The sequence below is a fragment of the Acinetobacter lwoffii genome (assembly GCF_024129735.1).
Classification (GTDB): domain Bacteria; phylum Pseudomonadota; class Gammaproteobacteria; order Pseudomonadales; family Moraxellaceae; genus Acinetobacter; species Acinetobacter lwoffii_H.
The window spans coordinates 1-23,721 of sequence record NZ_JAMXXK010000050.1 but is presented as its reverse complement, the minus strand read 5'-3'; the positions used below and the strand labels follow the sequence as shown (position 1 = coordinate 23,721).

Here is a 23,721-nt window from a genome sequence, read left to right as displayed (position 1 = left end):
CTGGACACTTGATTTCTAGAGTTATTCGCATTTCTCTATTTTATCAAAATCCAACCTGCTTTTTTTCAGCATACTTTTTGAAACACCACCGAAATTTTATATTCCCTTAAAGTTATAGACGTCTTTAATCATTGAGGAAGCTCAATTGCTTAAGTATAAAAAGAAAAGTACCTGTTTGTATTTTCTTGATAAAGACATTAATGCTCTAAATAAAAACCCCACTTCACAGTAGGGTCTTTTTTAAACAATATCAACAACTTTAATCCACTCCAACCCTCCTTAAAAAAGTAGGGAGTTCCCCTCTTTTTCAAAGAGGGGCTAGGGGTGATTAAAAAAAAGATTAAGCCACATTCCCTTCCAAGAAGTCTTGTGCAAAGCGCTGCAATACCCCACCCGCTTCATACACATGCACTTCTTCTTCAGTATCCAAACGGCAAGTCACAGGCACTTCAACAATCTGGTTCTTACCATCATCGGTCGAACGCTCAATTACTAAAGTCAACGTCGAACGTGGCGCGATATTACCAATCACGCTATACAGCTCAGTACCATCAAGACCTAAAGTCTTACGATCTGTACCCGGCTTAAACTCAAGCGGTAAAACACCCATACCGACTAAATTAGTACGGTGAATACGCTCAAAACCTTCTGCCACAATCGCTTCTACACCTGCCAGACGCACACCTTTCGCTGCCCAGTCACGACTCGAACCCTGACCATAATCCTTACCGGCAATAATAATCAACGGTTGTTTACGGTTCATGTAGATTTCAATGGCTTCCCACATCCGCATTACTTCGCCTTCAGGCTCCACACGTGCTTTCGAACCCTGCTTGATGGTACCATCAGAACGCACCACCATCTCATTAAACAGTTTCGGGTTGGCAAATGTTGCACGTTGCGTAGTCAAGTGATCACCGCGATGCGTTGCATAAGAGTTAAAGTCTTCCTCAGGCACACCCATTTTTTTCAGGTATTCACCCGAAGCACTGTCTAAAACAATGGCATTCGATGGTGACAAATGATCGGTGGTGATGTTGTCGCCCAAGATCGCCAGCGGACGCATATTTGACAATGTACGCGGTGCAGCCAAAGCCCCTTCCCAATACGGCGGACGACGAATATACGTACTTTGCGGACGCCAGTCATACAGCGGACTTGTTGCCTTTTCATTCACACCCAAGTCGAACATTGGAATGTAGATTTTTTTGAATTGTTCTGGTTTTACAGCAACTTTTACCAGCGCATCAATTTCTTCATCCGATGGCCAGATATCTTTCAGATAAATCGGATTGCCGTCTTTATCGTTTCCTAAAGCATCTTTTTCGATATCAAAACGAATCGTACCGGCAATCGCATACGCCACCACTAAAGGCGGTGAAGCCAAGAATGCCTGTTTCGCATAAGGATGAATACGTCCATCGAAGTTACGGTTGCCCGAAAGCACCGCTGTTGCATACAGGTCACGGTCGATGATTTCCTGCTGAATCTTTGGATCTAATGCGCCCGACATGCCGTTACAGGTCGTGCATGCATAGGCCACGATACCAAAGCCCAGTTTTTCTAAATCTTTAAGTACGCCTGCTTCTTCCAAATACAAAGCAGCCGCTTTAGAACCCGGTGCAAAAGAAGATTTCACCCAAGGTTTACGCACCAAGCCCAATTCATTGGCCTTACGTGCTAGCAAACCTGCCGCCACCGTATTACGTGGGTTAGAGGTATTGGTACAAGAGGTAATCGCCGCGATAATCACCGCGCCATCTGGCATTAAGCCTTCTGCTTCTTGCGCGCGAGCTGCTTCTAAATTACCGGCAATACCTTTTTCTTTCAGGTCAGAGGTTGATACACGTGCATGTGGATTCGATGGGCCAGCGATGTTACGTGTCACAGTCGATAGATCAAAACGCAATACACGCGGATATTCCGCCTGAGTCATATCCGATGCCCAAAGCCCGATCTCCTTGGCATAAGTTTCAACCAGTTTGACTTGCTCAGGCTCACGACCGGTCAAGGTCAGATAATCAATCGTGTTCTGGTCGATATAGAACATCGCAGCAGTTGCGCCATATTCCGGGGTCATGTTGGAAATCGTGGCACGATCACCGACTGACATGCTGTCAGCACCTTCACCAAAAAATTCTAAATATGCACCAACCACACGCTCTTTACGCAGGAATTCGGTTAATGCCAAGACGATATCCGTTGCGGTAATGCCTGGCTTGCGCTGACCTACCAGCTCCACACCGATAATATCTGGCAGACGCATCCACGATGCACGGCCCAGCATCACGTTTTCAGCTTCAAGACCGCCCACACCAATTGAAATCACACCTAAAGCATCTGTATGTGGCGTATGTGAATCTGTACCGACACAGGTGTCCGGGAATGCCAGACCATCACGGTTTTGAATCACCGGAGACATTTTTTCCAGATTGATCTGGTGCATGATACCGTTACCGGCTGGAATCACATCGACATTTTCAAAAGCAGTTTTGGTCCATTCAATAAAATGGAAACGGTCTTCGTTACGACGGTCTTCAATGGCACGGTTTTTCTCAAAGGCATCCGGATCAAAACCACCAAACTCAACCGCCAGTGAATGGTCGACAATCAGCTGGGTTGGAACTACCGGATTGACTTTAGACGGGTCACCGCCCTGTTCTGCAATCGCATCACGTAAACCGGCAAGGTCCACCAACGCCGTTTGCCCCAAGATGTCATGACACACTACACGTGCCGGATACCAGGGAAAATCATGTTCCTGTTTACGCTCAATCAGCTGGCGTAAAGACTGTTCCAGAATGGCAGGATCACAACGACGCACCAACTGCTCTGCCAGGACTTTGGAAGTATAAGGAAGTTTGGCATATGCGCCTGGCTGAATATCTTCTACGGCCTGTCGCACGTCATAATATTCCAGCTGGGTGGATTGCAGCGGTTTACGGTAGTTGTTGTTCATAAGCTTGCCTGCCCTCGTTTATCTCTATTTTTATTCATCAATAGATATCGATGAGTTACTTTTGTAATAGCAGCATTGTACGCTGCACAAATAGCATTTCCCAAATTTTATATTTTTCAAATACTTAATTATAAAAATCGGTATTTTCGCAAAAATTTGTTACACAGACTTGAGAATTTTTGCTTTAAAGCGGTCTTTTGCTAAAAAAATCTGAATAATTCGCCTTATTCTTTAGTCTTATGTTGCAAAATATTTCTCTATCTTTTTATTTGATTATTACCCTAACCCACTAATATCACTAATAAATAATTAATTTTATGTGCATTTTTTTAAAGATAAAAAAATATAGTCTCACTGGTTTTCATAGGCCTGTCCTGCCGCCGCATTTAGCAAAATTTCAATCCCCTAATTTGGGATAACAGATTTTCCAAAACTATCAGAAGCTCAGTGTGACGTATGTCACATTCTCCACAATCCTCACATTAAAACAATAACCATAACAGGCAGAACTGAAATGTTGAAAATTGCAATATTCGGAGCTATAGCCGCCATTTTGACGCTCTTAGCTCGCGGTTGGGATGGAACAAAAAATCCATCACCACCATCAAATCCTTCTAACCCGTCCCAACCCTCTCATCCCTCACACCCAACACCTCCACCCAAACCCTCACATCCCGTTCCGACCACATCAGACAGCTTGATTAGCAACCCACCTCTGTTACCGAAAAGTGCCAAGGGCAAATATGAGCTGATCGTGGCCTATAAAACCAGCAAGCTCTATAACCCCAGAAATGGCTTATGGGATCAGGTACTGCTGAGAGGCTATTTAACCAAACCCAGTTTATTTGATAAGAAAAAAACTGGTGAATATGTCGAGGATCAGCTGGTCGGACCACAGATTCGGGTCAAACAGGGTGAAACCATGGCGCTTAACCTGAATAACCAGCTGCCACCCGAGTCAGAAACAACCTGTCCAACTCATGTTGAGAATGTAAATGAACCACACTGCTTTAATACCACCAACCTGCATACCCATGGCTTCTGGGTCAGTCCTCAAGGCAATAGTGATAATGTTTTCCTGAAATTCAAACCTCAGGAAAAATTTGATTATCAGTTCAAAATGGAACCGAATCATCCTGCAGGGACTTACTGGTATCATGCCCATCTGCATGGCTCAACTGCTCTTCAGGTGTCGAATGGCATGGCAGGCCCATTGATTGTTGAAGGCTCAAGAGTACCAAAAGTCAAAAATGGCAAAGTCACCTTAACTGGAGATATGGATATTCTATGGAAAGAAAAAAACAGTTACCCGAACGAAAACATCCTGTTGTTCCAGCAAATCCAATATCGCTGTAGCAATCCCGATCCTAATATCACATTCGCTGTTCCCAATAACTGTGAAGGTGTAGGTATAGGCATGCTGGAAAATTATAATGACCTGTCTATTGGTGGCTTCTGGACCAACCAGAATTACTACACGTCTATCAACGGTAAAATTGTGGGAGAAATGAAGGCTGAACAGAATGTATTTAACCGCTGGCGCATGATTCATGGTGGTGTACGCGATACCATTGGTTTAATCATAAAGGAAATTCCTGACTCCAGTAAGTTTACTGCAGAGCAAACCATTAAAGCCTGTTCAGCCTATCAGGAGGCAGACAAGAAAGCTGAATTTGACAAGCTGAATAGCCTGAATGTGCATACCATCGCGCAAGATGGCTTAACCATGAATCATGTACAGACCAGAACCCTGTCCGTGTTCCATCCAGGCTATCGTCATGATGCAATGGTTGCTTTTCCGACCACCAATAGATACTGCATTTTTGACACCAAATTGAATATCGATGATGAAATTAACGCGCCATTACCGAATATAGGTCCTCAAATTGCTCCAAATCATCGGTTCAATGCCCAACTGCTGGGATGGGTCAATGTAAAAGCAGCCAAGACCAAGCCTCAGACTGCTGCCCAGTTCCTGAAAGATCGGGCACAAAAAATTGGTTTAAGCAAAGACATCCAGACCCAGTTATCTCAGCTTAATCTTTCTGCGTTTAGTGATCATCCATCACTGATGACACCGGAAATTGATAAAGTAGTTGCTGCCCGACCAAAACAATATAGTGCTTTTTCGCTCGGCCCCGACCCTAGAACTGGCATATTCAAATTTGGCTTCCGGCATAAAAAAGATGGAGATACACTGAGTTTTGGAGATTTCTTTGATGGAGATGGTTCAGTAGATGGCGAATATGTCCGTCAGTTACAAGTTGGACAGACTGATGAATGGGAACTGACCAGCGCTGGTTTTGGTGGTCATCCGTTCCATATTCATGTTAACCCGTTCCAGATTGTTAAAATTTTGAATCCTCAAGGTAAGGATGTCAGTGAGTCAGTAGCCCCAGAAGATCCGGTGAATCCAGTTCTGGATGATGTGCAATACCGTGGCATGAAAGGACAATTTAAGGACACGCTTTTTGTAAAACAAAACTATACCTATATTGTGCGCAGCCATTACAAGAAATTTGAAGGTGACTTCGTACAGCACTGCCATATCCTCGACCATGAAGATCAGGGCATGATGGAAACCGTACGGGTCTGTGGAGGCAAATTCCCTTGTGATTCGCCATTACCGGCTAGCCATCACCACTAAAGACCTGCTCGCTAAAAGCCAATGATTTCGATTGTTGGCTTTTTTGTTTGCCTCTATTTGATGCTTGCTGCACAATAACTGCATTGATTTATAGTATTCAAACCGGGGCTTATTATGGCAGCGTCTCCTGCTTTTACATTGTTTAGTCTGAATGGTGTAGATGCACAAAAATTCCTTCAAGGTCAGGTGACTTTGAATACTGAAACTTTGGCGGAAAACCAGACACGCTATACTGCGATCTGCAGTCTGAAAGGACGCATTCAATTTGGCTTGTGGCTTAAAAAAATCAGTCCGGAAAGTTTTGAAATCGTCAGCACTGAAGATCAGGCTACGGAACTGACCAATCATATTAAAAAATTTGGTGCCTTTTCAAAAATGAAACTGGAATTGGTCGGTCCAGTTTATCCAGTCATCAATGGCATTCATACTGACTTTGTGGCGACTGAAACCGATGTGACGATGTGGGAACAGCAAGCCATTGAATCAGGTCAAGCCTGGATTCAGGCTGCCACTGCAACCCTGTTTCAACCACAGGAATTACGTTTGCATCAACGCGAAGGCATTCACTATGACAAGGGTTGCTATCTGGGTCAGGAAGTCATTGCACGTTTATGGTTTAAAGCCAAGCCAAAACACTGGTTACATCTGGTTCAAGGCACAGGTGCCGCACCTGATGTTGCGACCAAACTGAATAATGATGTTGAAATCGTCAATAGCATCGCGATTGAGAATGGTTATAAAGCGCTAGTCGTGGCAAAACCTGAAGCATTGACCGAGCTAGGTCTCGAAGTTCTGGAGCTTCCTGAAGCTTTGAGCGGTGATGTAGCGCGTCCGCAATAATCACTGCATAACTCATAAAAAAGCCAAGATAAAATTCTTGGCTTTTTTATTTTAGAAGCCATGAAACAGCTTGTTCATGTCTTTTACCACATAATCTTTAAAATGATAGGCCCGCGCATGTTTGGCATCAAACTTTGCCGTGAGTTCACCTTTTTGAAAGACATATACTCGGTCTTCTTGACTCATCAGAAACTCTGCACCAAGTTTCATCAGCAGCGCATCAATCTTGTCTTCATCGGCAATCGATTCATCAGCATTGATTCTGTCATAGTGACGTTTAATGGTTTTGACAAACATGGTTAAATCCTGGGAGTCTGATTCAAACCGAGATTTAATCAGAGAAGTCGGCTGAAGCAAAGTAATCCTTTTGATATCTGCAGGATTGATCAGAAACCTGTCCAAATCATGCATCGATTTAAACGGTGTATTGTGCTTTGATGATTTGTATTTAGTGACAAATTGTATATTTACAAAGCACAAAATCCTTTTATGATGTAAGTGAAAATGATTAAAACCGCACCAAGGAATAAGGTGCCAGCAATAATAAGGTTATAGGAACCATGAAAAAATTAGTACTCGCTACAGTTCTTGCCCTTTCTGCACAATTCGCTCTGGCAAATACCGTAAAAGATCAAGTCGATCCCCAATTCCAAAAAGTTGAGGCCATGGTCAAAGCCAATAACTTTAAAGGTGCCTATGACGCTTTGAATCAATTGGCCAGTCAAGGAAACGCCCAGGCTTTATATAACTTAGGCTATTTGACCCAAACCGGCCAAGGTACAACCAAAGACGAGAAAAAAGCCATTCAGCTCTACGAACAGGCAGCCAGCAAAGGTTATCCGGTGGCCAATTATGTATTGGGTAAAAATTATGCAGCCGGCACACTCGGACTCAAACAGGATTTGACCAAAGCCAAACAGCATCTGGAACGCGCTTCGGCAGCCAAATTTGATGATGCCAGCATTGATCTGGCCATACTGCTGTTTTCTGAAAATACAGCAGCGTCAAATAAAGCCGGACTGCAAAAGCTGCAACCGCTGATCAGCAAAGGCAATATGCAGGCCATTCATGCCAAAGCCTTATATGACATCAGCAGCGGTTTCAAAAATAAAGATGAAAAACCGATTCAGCAAGGTCTAAGCAGCATTCAGGAACTGGCCAAAAAAGGTTATATTCCGGCGCTGATGGCAGTGGGCAATATGTTTGCCAATGGCAGTATTGTTCCGCAAAATCTGCCAGAAGCGAAGAAAATCTTTGCCGCACTGGCGCAGCAAAATGTTCCACAGGCCAAAGAGTCTTTGGCAGCAGTAGATAAAATGCTGGCTGAGCAGAAAAAAGCACCTGCGAAGAAAAGTTAAGTGAACCGATAAAACTCAAACATAAAAAAGCCCCATGCAATTTGGGGCTTTTTTTGTGGTGGAGCATCCATCTTCTAAAAGATTATCCCCACCACAAGGCAATTAAGCCACTGGTCACGATAAAACCGGCAATGGTACTCATCAACAATGGCGTTAAAGTTCGATCATTCAGATCATACGCCTGTCCCAACATGCCAAAAATCGTCGGCATCGGCAAAGCTGCAATGAGCGTACCAGCATGGACCATTTCCTGACTTAAATCAGTTAACTGGCTCAGTCCCAGATACATCAATAACGGCATCATGATATTGCTGGAAAATACCAGATAGAAACTTTGCAGATTGACATATTTCAGACTCATTCCTACGATCCCGCCGCCAATGGCAAACAAGGCCAATGGTGAGGCCGTCTGACCAATCAAGGCGAAGACCTGATCGAGATAGACTGGAATTTTAATCTGGAAAACCGCACAGGCCATGCCGAGCATGACCCCCATAAATAAGGGATTCTTCAGCAAGGTCAGCAGTACACTTTTCAAAATGGCGCCAAGATTTGCCTGATGTTGTGTGCCCAGCGCAGCCATGACCAGCACCAGCGGAATCAGCAACACGCTTTCAATGATGACCACCAGAGAGGTATAGGTCATCGCCTGTTGCCCGATCAATAAGCTGAGCACAGCCGTACCAATCAGGCCAGTATTTGACATTGCAGCGCCCAACGACAGCACTGCACTTTGCGAATGCGTATTCTGAAAATGACGGCGCATAATCCAGAAGCCGCTACCATAGAGCAGCAAGGTCACACTGCTATACACGGCAAAGTATTCAAAATACCAGATTTCATGCAGGTCTTTGGAGGCAAGGGACTGAAAGAACAGCAAGGGCAAGGCTACTTTAATCACAAAAGCACCGACCGTCCCCACCTGCTCTTTGCTTAACACTTGACTCTTTACAGTCAGATAACCCAGTGCCAATAATAAAAATATGGGCACAATGACCGCAAAAATCATAATGCAGTATCCTCTTGCCAGTGATATTCCATTATAAGAATTTCTGAGACTAAAGCAGTGTTAAAAAGGCTCAAACAGGTGATTCAAACCATGCGGTGCACAGCGCAGATATTGCGGTGAAATCTTGATTTTTTCCTCAAGTGCTACCGCTGCATGCCAAGGCCAATGTGGATCATAGAGAATGGCACGAGCCAATGCGATAGCGTCTGCTTGGCCCTTTTGTAAAATATCTTCTGCCTGCTTAGCTTCGGTAATCAACCCTACAGCGATCACAGGAATATTCACGACTTTCTTGATTGCATCTGCAAAAGGCACCTGATAATTCGGCTTCACATCAATGTTCTGTTTGGCATGTAAGCCGGCACTGGAAATATGAATATAGGCAGCACCCACAGCTTCCAGTGCTTTGGACAATTCAACTGAAGAATCAATGGTCCAACTATCTGGCTGATCCATCCAGTCGCTGGCCGAAATACGCACTCCAATCGGATAGCCTTCTGGAACCGCCGCTTTCATGGCTTGTAATACTTCCAGAGTCAGGCGAATCCGGTTTTCCAGTGACCCGCCATACTGATCATCACGTTTATTTGAAAGTGGAGACATGAACTGATGCAGTAAATAACCATGCGCTGCATGCAGCTCAATCAGGTCAAAACCGGCATCCACTGCACGTTTAGCACTTTCTGCAAAGTCAGCAATGACCTGCTCAATTTCCGACTGGCTTAAGGCTTTAGGTGGATGTTCATCGGTCTGAAAAGGAATATCACTCGCAGAAACAGTTTGCCAGCCATATGCTTCATCCGGCTTAAATTGACCTTTACCTGCCCATGGTTTATCTGTTGAGGCTTTACGTCCGGCATGTGCGAGCTGAATAGCAAAAGGCATCGGGGAGATGGATTTGACTTTTTCTAGTAAAGTCTTGATCTGCTTTGCCTGTTCGTCATTCCATAAACCCAGATCGGCATAACTGATCCGGCCTTCTGGCTGTACCGCAGTCGCTTCGACAATACATAAACCTGCACCCGATAAGGCATAGTTGGCCCATTGCTGCTCGTGCCAATAGGTAATTTCCCCCTGCTCTGTTGCAGAGTACTGACACATCGGCGCAATTACGATTTTATTTTGAAGTTGCAGTGATCCAAATTGAATAGGTCGAAATAGTAATGCCACGCTGTATTTCCTCTTTTTATTGCACAGTTTCACTCTAGAAATAAAAACAGGCTCCCAAGAGCCTGTTTAGTTATAACGTGAACGATCAAACTTTAGAAGATGATTCGTGTAGTCAAACCGAGTACCAGTGCATCATCCACATTGTTGCTTGAACCTGGATTAATGACATATTGCAGGTTTGGACGCAGCATTACCCACTTTGTTGCGTTATAGCTATAGTTCAGTTCAATATTGTATTCTGCACTCGCATCAAAATTCAGATTCTTGATCCGGTCATTAATATGCACACGGTTGACCGCCAGACCTAAAATGTCGTTCGGTTGGCTGTCCGCAAGACCGATATATTTCACACCGATTTGTTGTGAATTATCCACTTTATTGGTATCGCGGTCATGCCAAGTAAAGTTGGCAAATGAATGCAAACCCTGACGGCCCTGACCTGTAGACGTTAACTGTTGCTCTACAGCTAACCAACCAGCAAAGGTACGGTTTTTGGCATCAGTAGGATTGGCAATATCTTTTTGGTTGGCAACATCATCGGCAGTATTGTACATCCCGCCGACACGGTAGCTGCCTGGCAGGCCATTCACCCATGATTTCGGTGTCCAGATTACTTCTGCCGGAATCGTCACGCCATCGGCATGGTCGGTATCCAGACTCCAGCCCTGACCTTCTTTAGCGCCATTACCATTATCCGGATTAAACTCATACACACCGACTTGTACCGCAAGTTCAGGATTGAGTTGCTGCTTCACGCGCGCACCCCATTGTGCTACAGGCGTATTCATCCAGATATTGCCCTGCCATTTACCCATCTGAGCAGCACAAAATGCCGTACTGGCAAAATCACAAGCCATGACATTAAAGTCCATGCCCAGACCAAGACGACCCGCCTTAATACTGAGTCCTTGGTCTTTATAATTCTTTTCAATAGACAGCTCGCTCAGACGGCTATCCTGATTACCACGCCCAAAAGTGCCTTGTACATTGGCCAGCTGTGGTGCATTAAGATCCTGCAAGTCACGGACAGAGGTACTTTGACCCTGACGTGCAGTCATCGCGGCACGTACGGTGACGCCATTCCATCCTGCCAGCTTTTCCATATCCAGTTGAGTACCCAGCCATAATTGGGCAGAAGTTAATGGATCTGCGCCCTCATTACGACCACCATCAGCAAGATAGGCGGTATCGGTTAACAGATTGGCTTCAAATTTAATTCCCTGTTGGGCCAGTTCTGTACGTTGACCATTCCAGTCCCCCAGTAAATACTGACCTTGTGGATCAAATGCAGATTCCGCCTGAGCGGTTGTCATGGCAGCCATTAAAGGCAATAGAGCTAGACCTAAATATTTCATGTAAAACCTAAACATTCGGAGAGAAAAACAAGCAAGGTTTTTAAATTGCTATTAGGTGCATGAATTTACATAACTTTTCATACAAATTCCCAGCATTTTTTTTATTACTCATTAAACTTTTAGTTATGTCTTAAACATAAAAATATAATTTTTATTTAAAAAATCTTAAATTATTTATATATTTTTCATTAGCTTATAATGTATTGATAATTTCCATTCGATTTACTTCTAAGAAAATTCGCTATAAAAACATAGAAACCTAGTTTATTCTTTAAACAATTCCAGTTTAAATAAAGATGAAATACCCAGTCATTTTCCAGCGATTTCACCCAGATTAACGCTTGCAATCCCAGCCAATTCACCCAATATTAGCTGCATCTCCCTCGCCACTGATGCGTTATGCCTGAATTACCAGAAGTTGAAACCACCAAAACCAGTTTATTACCCTTATTGGAACAACGCGTCCAACGTGTTGAAGTGCGTCAGTCAAGTTTGCGCTGGCCCATTCCAGAAAATATAGAAAAGCTGGTGGGGCAAAAATTACTGAAGCTCACTCGCCGTTCTAAATATATTCTGGCGGAGTTTGAACACGACACCATGCTCTGGCATTTAGGCATGTCGGGGAGTTTCCGTCTATGCGAGAGCAATGAAGAATTACGCAAACATGACCATCTAATCATTCAGTTTGATGATATCGAACTACGTTATCATGACCCTCGTCGTTTTGGCTGCATTCTTTGGCTGGATGCACAATCACAAAGCAAATTGATCGATACGCTGGGGCCAGAGCCCTTAAGCGAGAACTTTAATGCCAAGTATTTATTTGAAAAATTGAAGAATAAAAATGTTGGCACCAAAGTTGCAATTATGGATAACCATGTGGTGGTGGGCGTAGGCAATATTTATGCGACCGAAAGTCTGTTTAATCTGGGGATTCATCCGGCACAACCGGCCTCGACGTTAAGCTTGATTCAGATCGAAAAGCTAGTATTGGAAATCAAGCGCATCTTGAAACAGGCGATTGATCTGGGTGGTTCAACCTTAAGAGACTACACCAATGCCATGGGCGAAAATGGCTATTTTCAGCAAACCCTGCTGGCTTATGGCCGTGCCGGTGAAATGTGTGTGAACTGCGAGACCACACTTGAAAATATTAAATTGGGACAACGGGCTTCAGTTTTTTGTCCTGAGTGCCAACCTTTGAAAAAGATCCAGCTCCCTGTCAAAAAAGTGGCAACTGTACGAGGGAAAAAGTCATGAAAACAGCTATTGTGCGTCATATTCTGGTTAAAGATAAAGAAACTGCTGAACAGCTTAAAAAGAAGATTTTAAGTGGTGCAGACTTTAATAAAATCGCCAAACAGTATTCGACCTGTAATTCTGCCAAACGTGGCGGTGAGCTAGGTGAAGTGAAGAAAGGCCAGCTGGTTCCAGTGATTGATAAACTGGTATTTACTGCTGCTGAACATGTATTACATGGTCCGGTCAAAAGCCAGTTTGGTTTTCATTTGGTCGAAATCAAATTCCGGATGGATTTTTAATATTTATAAATCCCTCCTTACCTCCCCCTTTGTCAAAGGGAGGAGTTCCCTTTTTATAAAGGGGATTTAGGGGGATTAGAAAAATTAGACTTGAGGTGGACGCTTTTTCAATTCATCACGAATTTCACGCAGCAATTCAATATCGGCTGGGGTAGTCGGAGTTTCCTCGACTGGGCCTTCTTGTTTACGTAAACGGTTCATGAACTTCACCAATAAAAATACGACCCAAGCCAAGATTAAGAAATTAATTAAAATCGTTAAAAAGTTACCGTAAGTCAGTACATTCACACCCGCCTTAGTCAAAGCATCCAGAGATTGTAAATTGTCTGGGTTTCTTCCCAAGATAAAGAATTTTTGCGTAAAATCGACGCCACCACCGGTGATCACGGTAATTAGAGGCATAATGATGTCTTTCACCAATGAATCGATGATCTTGCTAAAAGCACCACCGATAATGACACCAATCGCCAGATCCATCATGTTGCCTTTGATCGCAAACTCTTTAAATTCTTGAATAATGCTCATAACTGCTCCCATATGTTATTTTCAAGTTTTGGGTCAAATTATACCTGAATAAATACTTTTAATTTTGACTTAGTTTAATGCGTTTTAGTAAATTATGATTTAAGCATAACGTAAATATAAAAAAACCGTAATCTTCGAAAAGATTACGGTTTTTGAAAACCCGAAATAATCTAGCGATTATTTACCTGAACGGTTACGTTTACGTTCGTTTTCAGTCAAGAAACGCTTACGGATACGGATTGACTTAGGTGTTACTTCTACTAGTTCATCATCTTCAATAAACTCAAGCGCTTGCTCAAGCGTATATTCAATCGCAGGAACCAGCGTTAACGCATCGTCAGTACCAGAAGCACGTACGTTCGTTAACTGTTTTGCTTTAGTTGGGTTAACTGTCATGTCGTCTGAACGAGAGTTAATACCGATGATCATACCTTCATAAACTTCTAACTGTGGTTTCGCGAATAGACGACCACGGTCCTGAAGTGTGAACAGTGCATAGCCCAAGCAAGTACCTTGAACCATAGAAATCAGTACACCGTTTTGACGTTTTGCAACAGTACCTTGCTTCATTGGACCGTAGTGCGAGAAGCTAGACGTCATGATCCCTGTACCAGAAGTCATGGTCAGGAATTCAGAACGGAAACCAATCAGACCACGTGAAGGAACAGTTGCTTCAATACGGATACGGCCTTTACCGTCAACTTCCATATTGGTCATTTCGCCTTTACGGTGACCCATTTGTTCCATTACAGCGCCTTGGTGCTGTTCTTCAACGTCAAAAGTAACGTTTTCGTATGGCTCTTGTTTTTCACCATCAATTTCTTTGATGATTACTTGCGGACGCGATACGCCCATTTCGAAGCCTTCACGACGCATGTTTTCAATAAGAACTGAAAGGTGAAGTTCACCACGACCAGATACTTTGAAACGGTCTGGGCTGTCAGTATCTTCAACACGTAATGCTACGTTGTGAATCAATTCGCGGTCTAGACGTTCACGGATATTACGTGAAGTTACAAACTTACCTTCTTTACCAGCAAACGGTGAGTTGTTTACCTGGAATGTCATCGATACTGTAGGTTCATCTACAGACAATGGAGGTAAAGCTTCAACATTTTTCGGATCACAGATGGTGTCAGAAATGTTGAGTGCATCGATACCCGTTACACAAACGATATCGCCTGCAGAAGCTTCTTCAACGTCAACGCGATCTAGACCATGATAACCCATGATTTTTAAGATACGGCCGTTACGTGTTTTGCCATCTTTATCGATTACAGTTACTTGTGTGTTTAATTTCACTGAACCGCGCTGGATACGACCAATACCGATAACGCCTACGAAGCTGTTATAGTCAAGTGAAGATACTTGCATTTGGAATGGGCCATCAACGTCAACCGCTGGTGGTTCAACGATATCTACAATCGTTTGAAACAACGGAGTCATGTCTTCAGCAAGTTCTTCTGGAGAAGGACCAGCAACACCACGAAGGCCTGAAGCATAAACAACTGGGAAGTCTAACTGTTCGTCAGAAGCACCTAAGTTATCGAACAAATCAAATACTTGGTCAATTACCCAGTCTGGACGCGCGCTTGGCTTGTCGACTTTGTTAATAATCACGATTGGTTTCAAACCACGTGCGAACGCTTTTTGCGTTACGAAACGAGTTTGTGGCATTGGGCCTTCTTGTGAGTCTACAAGAAGAAGTACGCAGTCAACCATCGACATTACACGTTCAACTTCACCACCGAAGTCGGCGTGTCCCGGGGTGTCCACGATGTTAATGCGGTATTCAGTATTGGTACGTTCATCTAACCATTTGATTGCAGTGTTTTTTGCAAGAATGGTAATACCACGTTCGCTTTCAATAGCGCCAGAATCCATGACACGCTCGATCTCACCCGCGCGATCACCGAGAGCACCTGATTGTTGCAAAAGTTTGTCTACAAGAGTGGTTTTACCATGATCGACGTGCGCAATAATGGCGATGTTACGGAGAGTTTTAATATCTGACATGTAAATTCAATGCGTATGTAATTTGAGGGCAAATTATACAGAAAAATACAAAACTTTTATAGTCACTGTAACCACACTCCTCAACTTTTTTTGCTCCGTTGAGGCTTTTTTGATTTTGTAAAGACGTGTAACTCGATTAGAATAGCGCCACCCAGCCTTAATTTGCATTGACACATGTCTGATTTTAATCAATCTCCTCCTTCTAAAGATCAACTTGACCTGGTATATGGTCTGGAAGATCGACCAAAACCATTAATTGCTTTTTTAGCTGCATTCCAGCACTTACTGGCGATTATTGTCCCGATTGTGACCCCTGGCCTGCTGATTTGTTTGGCGCTCGGTGTTTCCAAAGAAGACACCAACATGATTTTGTCCATGTCCTTGGTGATCTCGGGTATCGCGACTTTTTTACAGTCTAAAAAAGTGGGGCCATTTGGTGCCGGTCTGCTGATTGTCCAAGGAACCAGCTTTAACTTCATCGGTCCAATTATTGGTATTGGTTCAGCCATGGTGGCTGCAGGCACACCTGTAGAAGCAGTCATGGCTTCTATTTTTGGTGTGGTGATTGCAGGTGCATTTATTGAAATGGGCGTGTCACAAATTCTGCCTTGGATCAAAAAACTGATTACACCGCTGGTGACCGGGATTGTCGTGCTGCTGATTGGTTTGACCTTAATTAAAGAAGGTTTAATCAGTATGGGCGGTGGTTATCAGGCCATGAGCGATAAAACTTTTGCCAATGCTGACAACCTGATCATGTCTTGTACCGTCTTGGCGTTGATTATTATTCTGAACCGTATCCGGATTACCTGGGTAAAAAGTTCTGCCATTTTGATCGCCCTAATCTGTGGTTATGTTCTGGCGGGCTTTATGGGACATCTGGATTTCTCTGGTCTAAAAGATGCACCGTTGGTACAGATTCCAACCCCAATGCATTTCGGTTTAAGCTTCTCCTGGAGCCTGTTTATTCCGATGGCATTCATCTATCTGGTGACCTCTTTAGAAGCGATTGGTGATATCACTGCGACTTCAAAGCTTTCCAACCAGCCAGTTGATGGTCCAAAATGGATGCAGCGCATTAAAGGCGGTGTACTGGTAAATGGCGCGAATTCATTCCTTGCCGGTATTTTTAACACCTTCCCGAGTTCCGTATTTGCACAAAATAATGGCGTAATCCAGTTAACGGGCGTAGCAAGTCGTTATGTCGGTATCTGGATTGCTGCTTTGCTGGTTATTCTTGGTTTGCTGCCTGCAGTTGCTGGTATTATTCAGGCCGTTCCGCAAGCGGTACTGGGTGGTGCAGTGATGGTGATGTTTGGTGCAGTCGCAGCATCTGGTATTAACATTCTGTCTGGTGTCCATCTGGACCGTCGTGCCCTGCTGATTATTGCGATTTCACTGGCGCTGGGTTTAGGTGTTGCACAAGTTCCACAAATTCTTGAGCATCTTCCTGAGTTATTCCGTAATATCTTTAGCTCAGGCGTTGCTACTGGTGGTATCGCTGCCCTTATTCTAAATGTAGTACTTCCTGAAACAAAGAAGTAATTTCATGTCCAAAGAACACTGTCTAGGTCAGACTTAGGCAGTGTTCTTTATATTGGAGAGATACCTATGGATCCTAAAAGCGAAGTTTTATTAAGACAATATGATTTTTTGTCGGGTCGCATCCTACTGATTAATGCACCGACAGATGATCTACTCGCTGAATTCGATGCCTCTATCAATCCCGCTGTCTGGACATGGAATTTTAACGATTTTCAATATTTCCAGTCACAACAAGCAGATGTGCATTTTGGTGCAGAGATGCCTGAAGCTGAGTTTGATCAGGCAGTTATTTTTGTACCCAAGTCTAAAGAACTGTTGAATTATTTATTGCACACTGTGGCAGCACAGCTTAAACCGGGCAGCAGTATTTTTCTGGTCGGTGAAAAGAAAGGCGGGATAGAACGCGCAGCCAAACAGTTGCAGCCTTTTGGTAAAACACTCAAACTTGACAGCGCGCGTCATTGCCAGCTTTGGCAATTGGTTCTAGAACATACGGTCGAGAAAAAAGCACTTGCAGACTGGGCACAGCGTTATACCGTATCGACACCAAATGGCGACCTGAATATTTGTGCACTTCCAGGCGTCTTTAGTCAAAACCGTTTGGATGTAGGAACTGCCACCCTATTACCTTATTTGTCACAAGTTACTTCAGGTAAAATCGCTGACTTTGGTTGTGGCGCAGGTGTAATTAGTGCGTATTTGGCAAAATTGAATCCGAAAAACCGGATTTTTGCCATGGATGTCGATGCCTTTGCGCTAGCCTCCACACAAATGACCTTTGAAGAAAACCAGCTCATTCCTGAACAGATTGAAATCAAAGCGGTTACAGGCATTGAGGATGCACCGTTATTCCTGCATGCCATTGTCAGTAATCCACCTTTTCATATGGGAATCGAAACCGATTACACGGCAAGTGAAACCTTATGTAAAACCTCGCGTCGTCATTTAAAATCGGGCGGTGAGCTTTGGATTGTGGCCAACCGTTTCTTGAACTACCCGACCCTGATTGAACAAAACTTTGGTCGCTGCACAGTAAAAGCGGATCAACAAGGCTTTAAAGTGCTCTTCGCCAGCACTCAAAAAAATGTTAAGGAATCATGATGAGCGAAACGCAAAACACGATGCAGCTGCAGCGTAAGCTGGGTGCTCGTCATCTGAATATGATCGCGATTGGCGGATCAATTGGTACAGGTCTATTCCTGGCCTCAGGGGCGACCATTGCCAATGCTGGACCAGGTGGTGCACTACTTGCATATGTACTGATTGGGATCATGATTTATTTCCTGATGACCAGCTTGGGTGAACTTGCCACGCACAATCCGACCTCAGGTGCATTTTTCACTTACGGCACCAAATATGTCGAAGGTGGTTTTGGTTTCGCTTTAGGTTGGAACTACTGGTACAACTGGGCTATTACCGTGGCTTTTGAGCTGGTTGCTGTTCAGTTCATTATGAAATTCTGGTTTCCAGATATTCCGGGCGTGTACTGGAGCGCCATTTTCCTTGCTATTATTTTCGGGATTAATGCACTGACGGTAAAAGGCTTTGGCGAATCTGAGTTTTTCTTTTCTCTGGTGAAAGTTCTCGCAATCATTGCCTTTATCATCATCGGAATCTGGATGATCGTGAAGATCATGCTCACCCCGGGTGCAGAAGCATTTGCCAACTGGAGCATTGGTGATGCACCCTTTGTCGGTGGTTTCCAGGCATTAATTGGCGTGGCGATGATTGCCGGATTCTCCTTCCAGGGTACCGAAATGGTCGGTGTTGCGGCAGGTGAATCGAAAAATCCAAAGAAAACCATTCCGGTGGCCATCAAACAAATTTTCTGGCGTATCCTGTTATTTTATATTGTGTGTATTTTCATTATCGGCACATTGATTGCCTATAATGACCCACGTTTATTACAGGCCGCTGCAACAGATAATATTGCACTTTCTCCATTTACCCTACTCTATGAAAAAGCCGGTTTTGCCTTTGCTGCCAGTATCATGAATGCGGTGATCTTGACCGCTATTCTATCTGCAGGCAACTCGGGCATGTATTCATCTACCCGTATGCTGTTTGATATGGCACGTAAAGGCAGCGCACCTAAAATGTTTGCGCGTCTGGACCCGCGTGGTGTGCCTATGAATGCACTCTATGCCACTACGGCGATCGCAGCTCTTTGCTTCCTGACTACTTTCTTTGGTGAACAGGAAGTCTTTAACTGGCTGCTGAATATGTCGGGGATGTGTGGCTTTATTGTCTGGCTCGGGATTGCCATTTCCCATTACCGCTTCCGTAAAGGTTATCTGGCACAAGGATATAAACTGGAAGATCTGGCTTATCGCGCGAAATTCTTTCCTTTCGCTCCATGGTTTGCTTTTATCCTCTGTACGATTGTCGTCCTGGGGCAAAACTATCAGGATGTGCTGGCAGGTCAATGGATGGGTGTGTTATCGACCTATATCAGTATTCCGCTATTCCTGGCCATTTGGTTGGGCTACAAATGGAAGAAAAAAACCAAACTAGTCTCTTATCAGGAGATGGATGTACAGCCCATGAAACTTGATCAGGAATAAAAAATTATTCATTAAAAAATCAGCTTACGGGCTGATTTTTTTATTTCTTGAATTAACCATGACGCATCACAAAATTTCGATCATCAATCACAATCACTTGCTGACAAATTCCATCTGCCTGTCGCTGCTGCTCAAATACCTCTTTAGGCATAGGTTCAAAACTATCAAAGAAGCTGATTTCATTTTCATCAATTTCATATATCAGGGAATGATTCCCCACTCCTTCTAGGGTGTCATAGAACACAATCACAAAACGTCCAGCTTCTATATTTTCCTGAATTTCTGCATAAGACAATGGCTGTTCTATAACAGGAATATTTAAGCGATGTGCTTGTTGATAGAAATCGACTTCAATTGGCTGTTTATCTGCATCATGTTCAGTACAAAAATTGACATCCAAACCCAATGTCTTTAAAGCAACTGCAAGTGCGATGCTTGAGCTTCCCATTTCAGGGTCATGTTGACAGAGCTGAGTTAAATCAGGAATATTCAAATCAATGCCATAATGATGAAAAATCATCCATATTGCAAAAATTCCGCTATTGGCTTCCAGATTTTGCAAATCTTCAGGAATTTCGACACTCATATTTTTACTCAACGACATCTTAACAGGCTAAGTGTAGTCAAAATACAGACATAAAAAAAGCAGCTCCGAAGAGCTGCCTTTTTAATGAGTGTTCAATAATGAATTATTGAGCAACTGGTTGTTCAGCTAAAACAGTACGGCTACCAGTGATTGTCGCGAATACACGACGGTTCATAGCACGACCTTCTTTAGTGTTGTTGTCAGCAATCGGTTGATCCCAAGCGAAACCTTGAGTAGACAAGCGAGATGCATCAACATTGTATTCATTTACAAGCGAAGATTTAACAGAGTTAGCACGTGCTAGAGATAAACGTTCGTTTAGTGCACGTGGACCAGTGTTGTCAGTGTGACCTTCGATACGAGCAGTAGCGTTTGGATATTCAACTAGCTTCTCAGCAACTTTAGCGATTTCTGGTTTGTATTGATCTTTGATGTTTGATTTGTTTGTATCAAAGAACACACGAAGTTCCATGTTCAGGTCTTCAGTCAACTCTTGTGGCGCTGGAGCAACTGGAGTTACAGGCTCAACTGGAGCAACTTCAACTACTGGAGCAGCTGGTTTCAGACGACCACCTAGAACAACATTAAGACCAGCTAATGCTGTGTAGTTCCAGAATTTTTCGTCAAAGTGGTAAGTACCACGAGCTTCAGTACGTAGCGCTAAGGCATCGTTGATGTGCCAGAATGCACCCACACCAGCATTACCTAGAGTACCTTCTTCTTCATTACCGCGAGTACCGCGTGGCACACCTTCAAATTCGTATTTGTAGTGACCCGCACCTAGAAGCATGTATGGCTTCACTTTGCTGTCATAGTTACCAGTAAATACGTCAGAAGTTGCGTAGAAGTTACCTGCAATATTTTGGCCTTTGTATTCTGCACCTTCAGCAGCACCGTCAACATCGCCCTTTACTTGGCTATATTCAGCTTCAAAACCTAACCAAGGAGTTAATTCAACACCAATCGCCGCACCTACGAATAAATCGTCTTGTAATTCAGGACTACTAGTAAGTTCGCCATCATTACCGTTATTGTTGTGCTGGGTGTCTTGGAATGTATAACCTAACATCAACGGAGTAATAGTTACGCCTGCATTTGCAGCAGCAAAAGGTGCAGCTACAAGCATAGCTAAAGCAATACGACTCATTTTCATGGATTTATCCTCCAGAGATAAAAATTGTTGTTCAAGCTCAAGCCCGCAATAGGCCATCCTGAGATAGGCTTTTTATTACCCCAGTTTTATTCTTAAGCTATTCACATGGCATCATACAAACACTTTATTATTTTTCCAAGTGCTTGATTAATTTAATCAAGTAAATTATTGACAAAATTACTTACAATTTCCGTTGTAATTCGGTAACTTTTTACTCAATTTTTTATTCTGAATACCCTATGGTGATTGCCAATTATTTTTTAATCACTTTCTTGAAACTTAAGTAAGGACTGATTACTCGGCTCCACAAAGCATAAAAAACGCATAATTAATAACATATTCCTCATAAAAATAATATATAAATCAGGTAACTCTATGTATAAAAAAATAACAAGAGCATTCACTATTGTTGAGTTAATTATCTGTATTGCAATGATTGCAATTCTCGTCAGTATCGCCCTACCGTACTTCCATGACTATCGATCCAAACAGGAAGCCAAAAATATTCCGATCAAATTATCTCAAATTAATCGTTATGCACGCAGCCAGGCTGCAGTGTTTCACCAAAATATTGTGATCTGCCCTAGTCAGGATTCTCTGAGTTGCCAAGCCAATCAATGGAACAAGAACATGCTGGTTTTCATCGATAAAAATAAAAACAGGCAAGTGGATACAGGCGAACAAATTTTACAAATTGATGTACTTAACCTCAAATACGGTAACCTGAGTTGGCGAGGAGCTTTAAGTTTACCGAGTGTCACTTATCAAGCGCACACTGCCCTGCCGATTGGTTCAAATGGTAGTTTTTATTATTGTTCTACCCATCTTTCTAATCAACAGCGTATTGTACTCAGCAAAATGGGGCATATCCGGATTGAAAGTCTCTCGTCTTGCTAACAGAACTATCCAGTTTATGCTTCGCTGCGATTAACGCTTCAATCCTGAGTTTTTTTCAATATACTGCTTAAGTTTGAAAAAATTGATTAAAACTCATACGGAGAGAGAACAATGACTGACATCCTAATTGTCAATGGTGCACGTACAGCCATGGGTGGCTTTCAGGGGAGTCTTGCCAGTGTAACTGCGCCAGAACTCGGTGCGGTCACCATTAAAGAAGCAATTGCCCGTGCGGGTCTGCAACCAGAAGATATTGAAGAAGTCATTATGGGTTGTGTCCTTCCGGCAGGTTTAAAGCAGGGCCCTGCACGTCAAGCGATGCGTCAAGCTGGTCTTCCAGATTCTACTGGTGCTGTGACCATTAATAAATTATGTGGTTCAGGCATGAAAGCCGTCATGCAAGCGGCTGACATGATTAAAGCAGGTTCTGCTGATATTGTGGTTGCCGGTGGCATGGAATCCATGACCAATGCTCCTTATGTATTGCCAAAAGCACGTGGCGGTTTCCGTATGGGTCACGGTGAAATCAAGGACCATATGTTTCTGGATGGCTTGGAAGATGCTGAAACAGGTCGCTTGATGGGTTCATTTGCCCAAGATATGGCAAATACCAAAGGTTATACCCGCGAGCAGATGGATGATTTTGCGATTCGCTCATTAAAGCGTGCGCAAACTGCGGTCAATGAAGGCTACTTTGCTGATGAAATCGTGCCTGTAACAGTTAAAACCCGTAAAGGTGATGTAGTCGTTGATAAAGACGAACAGCCGTTCAATGCCAACATCGATAAAATTCCAACTTTGCGTCCTGCTTTCGCTAAAGACGGTACGATTACAGCGGCCAATGCCAGCTCAATTTCTGATGGTGCCTCTGCCCTTGTGCTTACCTCGGGTGAAAACGCAGCAGCAAAAGGCTTAAAACCATTGGCTAAGATTGTCGCTTATGCATCAAATTCACAACATCCTTCAGAATTTACTATTGCTCCAGTGGGTGCCATCCAAAAAGTTTTAAATAAAACCGGCTGGGATGCACAAGATGTTGATTTGTGGGAAATTAACGAAGCTTTTGCCATGGTGACCATGTGCCCTATGGATGACTTCAAGCTTGATCCTGAAAAAGTGAATATCAACGGCGGTGCATGTGCACTCGGTCATCCTGTGGGTTCTACCGGTTCGCGTATTATCCTGACTTTGATCCATGCATTAAAACGTACTGGTGGCAGAAAAGGGATTGCTACACTCTGTATCGGTGGTGGTGAAGCAACTGCTGTGGCGATTGAATTACTTTAAAAGAAGTCTCTCTTTACTAAAGGTAAGCAGTATTACTGCGCAAGAGATAGATTGATGCATTGCTATAATTGAAAAATAATCCTCCCCTAACCCCTCCTTTATCAAAGGAGGGGGATTTTAAATCCCTTCACATGCAGGGATTTTTTATTCTTACATTTTTTATATTTTTATTCTTAACATTTAGGGTGTGTTGACACTTTTAGCTTAAAAAAATAGCGAAGTAGTAAAATCAAATCGCCAAACCCAATTTTACTATTCGCTATGCCTCG

19 protein-coding genes are annotated in these 23,721 nt (G+C 43.3%); 10 read left to right on the top strand and 9 right to left on the bottom strand.

Translation table 11 applies throughout. From position 1 onward, the window contains the following. Positions 1 to 340: 340 nt before the first annotated feature. On the bottom strand, positions 341 to 2,959 hold the full coding sequence (gene acnD, locus NI469_RS13040) for a Fe/S-dependent 2-methylisocitrate dehydratase AcnD (RefSeq protein WP_253175415.1): 2,619 nt from the start codon (positions 2,957 to 2,959) through the stop codon (positions 341 to 343). Between the two features lie 514 nt (positions 2,960 to 3,473). Between acnD and NI469_RS13035 the strand changes: the two genes are divergently transcribed. Together NI469_RS13035 and ygfZ are read left to right on the top strand one after the other, a co-directional pair. Further along, on the top strand, positions 3,474 to 5,606 hold the full coding sequence (locus NI469_RS13035) for a multicopper oxidase family protein (protein ID WP_153566455.1): 2,133 nt from the start codon (positions 3,474 to 3,476) through the stop codon (positions 5,604 to 5,606). Positions 5,607 to 5,720: 114 nt separating this feature from the next. Next, positions 5,721 to 6,446 carry a CAF17-like 4Fe-4S cluster assembly/insertion protein YgfZ gene (ygfZ, locus tag NI469_RS13030; protein WP_004645928.1) on the top strand — a complete coding sequence of 242 codons (726 nt, stop codon included), beginning with the start codon at positions 5,721 to 5,723 and terminating at the stop codon, positions 6,444 to 6,446. A gap of 51 nt (positions 6,447 to 6,497) precedes the next feature. On the opposite strand, the gene NI469_RS13025 is transcribed toward ygfZ, so the two are convergent. Beyond that, complete coding sequence (locus NI469_RS13025) at positions 6,498 to 6,743, bottom strand: hypothetical protein (protein WP_004645929.1); 246 nt, start codon at positions 6,741 to 6,743, stop codon at positions 6,498 to 6,500. A 263-nt stretch (positions 6,744 to 7,006) separates the two neighbouring features. On the opposite strand from NI469_RS13025, the gene NI469_RS13020 reads away from it, so the two are divergent. Then, positions 7,007 to 7,804 (top strand): tetratricopeptide repeat protein, encoded by a 798-nt coding sequence (locus NI469_RS13020; protein WP_195725637.1) that lies wholly within the window; start codon positions 7,007 to 7,009, stop codon positions 7,802 to 7,804. An 82-nt stretch (positions 7,805 to 7,886) separates the two neighbouring features. On the opposite strand, the gene NI469_RS13015 is transcribed toward NI469_RS13020, so the two are convergent. The 3 genes from NI469_RS13015 to NI469_RS13005 form a co-directional block, all read right to left on the bottom strand. Then, positions 7,887 to 8,813, bottom strand: coding sequence for an AEC family transporter (locus NI469_RS13015; protein ID WP_253175413.1), 927 nt, complete (start codon positions 8,811 to 8,813; stop codon positions 7,887 to 7,889). Between the two features lie 60 nt (positions 8,814 to 8,873). Further along, positions 8,874 to 9,983, bottom strand: coding sequence for an NADH:flavin oxidoreductase/NADH oxidase (locus tag NI469_RS13010; RefSeq protein ID WP_253175412.1), 1,110 nt, complete (start codon positions 9,981 to 9,983; stop codon positions 8,874 to 8,876). Between the two features lie 92 nt (positions 9,984 to 10,075). Further along, complete coding sequence (locus NI469_RS13005; RefSeq protein WP_253175410.1) at positions 10,076 to 11,338, bottom strand: carbohydrate porin; 1,263 nt, start codon at positions 11,336 to 11,338, stop codon at positions 10,076 to 10,078. A 399-nt stretch (positions 11,339 to 11,737) separates the two neighbouring features. Here NI469_RS13005 and mutM point away from each other — a divergent pair, with 399 nt between their 5' ends. Both mutM and NI469_RS12995 read left to right on the top strand, forming a co-directional pair. Next, a complete protein-coding gene (gene mutM / locus NI469_RS13000; RefSeq protein ID WP_253175408.1) occupies positions 11,738 to 12,598 on the top strand; it encodes a bifunctional DNA-formamidopyrimidine glycosylase/DNA-(apurinic or apyrimidinic site) lyase in 861 nt (286 codons plus the stop codon). Then, positions 12,595 to 12,879, top strand: a complete 285-nt coding sequence (locus NI469_RS12995) for a peptidylprolyl isomerase (RefSeq protein WP_005106146.1) — start codon at positions 12,595 to 12,597, stop codon at positions 12,877 to 12,879. The genes mutM and NI469_RS12995 overlap by 4 nt, the downstream gene beginning before the upstream one ends. A gap of 84 nt (positions 12,880 to 12,963) precedes the next feature. On the opposite strand, the gene mscL is transcribed toward NI469_RS12995, so the two are convergent. Continuing rightward, positions 12,964 to 13,404, bottom strand: a complete 441-nt coding sequence (gene mscL / locus NI469_RS12990; RefSeq protein WP_004281717.1) for a large conductance mechanosensitive channel protein MscL — start codon at positions 13,402 to 13,404, stop codon at positions 12,964 to 12,966. A 177-nt stretch (positions 13,405 to 13,581) separates the two neighbouring features. Continuing rightward, positions 13,582 to 15,420, bottom strand: coding sequence for a translational GTPase TypA (typA, locus tag NI469_RS12985; RefSeq protein ID WP_004281716.1), 1,839 nt, complete (start codon positions 15,418 to 15,420; stop codon positions 13,582 to 13,584). 174 nt (positions 15,421 to 15,594) lie between these two features. On the opposite strand from typA, the gene NI469_RS12980 reads away from it, so the two are divergent. The 3 genes from NI469_RS12980 to NI469_RS12970 all read left to right on the top strand — a co-directional run bounded on the left by NI469_RS12980 (position 15,595) and on the right by NI469_RS12970 (position 19,529). Continuing rightward, complete coding sequence (locus NI469_RS12980) at positions 15,595 to 16,965, top strand: uracil-xanthine permease family protein (RefSeq protein ID WP_004281715.1); 1,371 nt, start codon at positions 15,595 to 15,597, stop codon at positions 16,963 to 16,965. A 66-nt stretch (positions 16,966 to 17,031) separates the two neighbouring features. Next, positions 17,032 to 18,066, top strand: coding sequence for a methyltransferase (locus tag NI469_RS12975; RefSeq protein WP_253175406.1), 1,035 nt, complete (start codon positions 17,032 to 17,034; stop codon positions 18,064 to 18,066). Next, positions 18,066 to 19,529, top strand: coding sequence for an amino acid permease (locus NI469_RS12970; protein WP_253175404.1), 1,464 nt, complete (start codon positions 18,066 to 18,068; stop codon positions 19,527 to 19,529). Before NI469_RS12975 ends, NI469_RS12970 begins: the two co-directional genes overlap by 1 nt. A 52-nt stretch (positions 19,530 to 19,581) precedes the next feature. Here NI469_RS12970 and NI469_RS12965 read toward each other — a convergent pair whose 3' ends face one another. Next, complete coding sequence (locus NI469_RS12965; RefSeq protein WP_253175402.1) at positions 19,582 to 20,115, bottom strand: cysteine peptidase family C39 domain-containing protein; 534 nt, start codon at positions 20,113 to 20,115, stop codon at positions 19,582 to 19,584. Positions 20,116 to 20,218: 103 nt separating this feature from the next. Beyond that, positions 20,219 to 21,268: an outer membrane protein Omp38 gene (gene omp38 / locus NI469_RS12960; RefSeq protein WP_253175400.1), complete on the bottom strand. Its 1,050-nt coding sequence runs from the start codon at positions 21,266 to 21,268 to the stop codon at positions 20,219 to 20,221. 375 nt (positions 21,269 to 21,643) lie between these two features. On the opposite strand from omp38, the gene NI469_RS12955 reads away from it, so the two are divergent. Both NI469_RS12955 and NI469_RS12950 read left to right on the top strand, forming a co-directional pair. Then, on the top strand, positions 21,644 to 22,165 hold the full coding sequence (locus tag NI469_RS12955) for a GspH/FimT family pseudopilin (protein ID WP_253175398.1): 522 nt from the start codon (positions 21,644 to 21,646) through the stop codon (positions 22,163 to 22,165). A 111-nt stretch (positions 22,166 to 22,276) separates the two neighbouring features. Further along, positions 22,277 to 23,452 carry a thiolase family protein gene (locus NI469_RS12950; protein ID WP_253175396.1) on the top strand — a complete coding sequence of 392 codons (1,176 nt, stop codon included), beginning with the start codon at positions 22,277 to 22,279 and terminating at the stop codon, positions 23,450 to 23,452. The last annotated feature ends 269 nt before the right edge of the window (positions 23,453 to 23,721 follow it).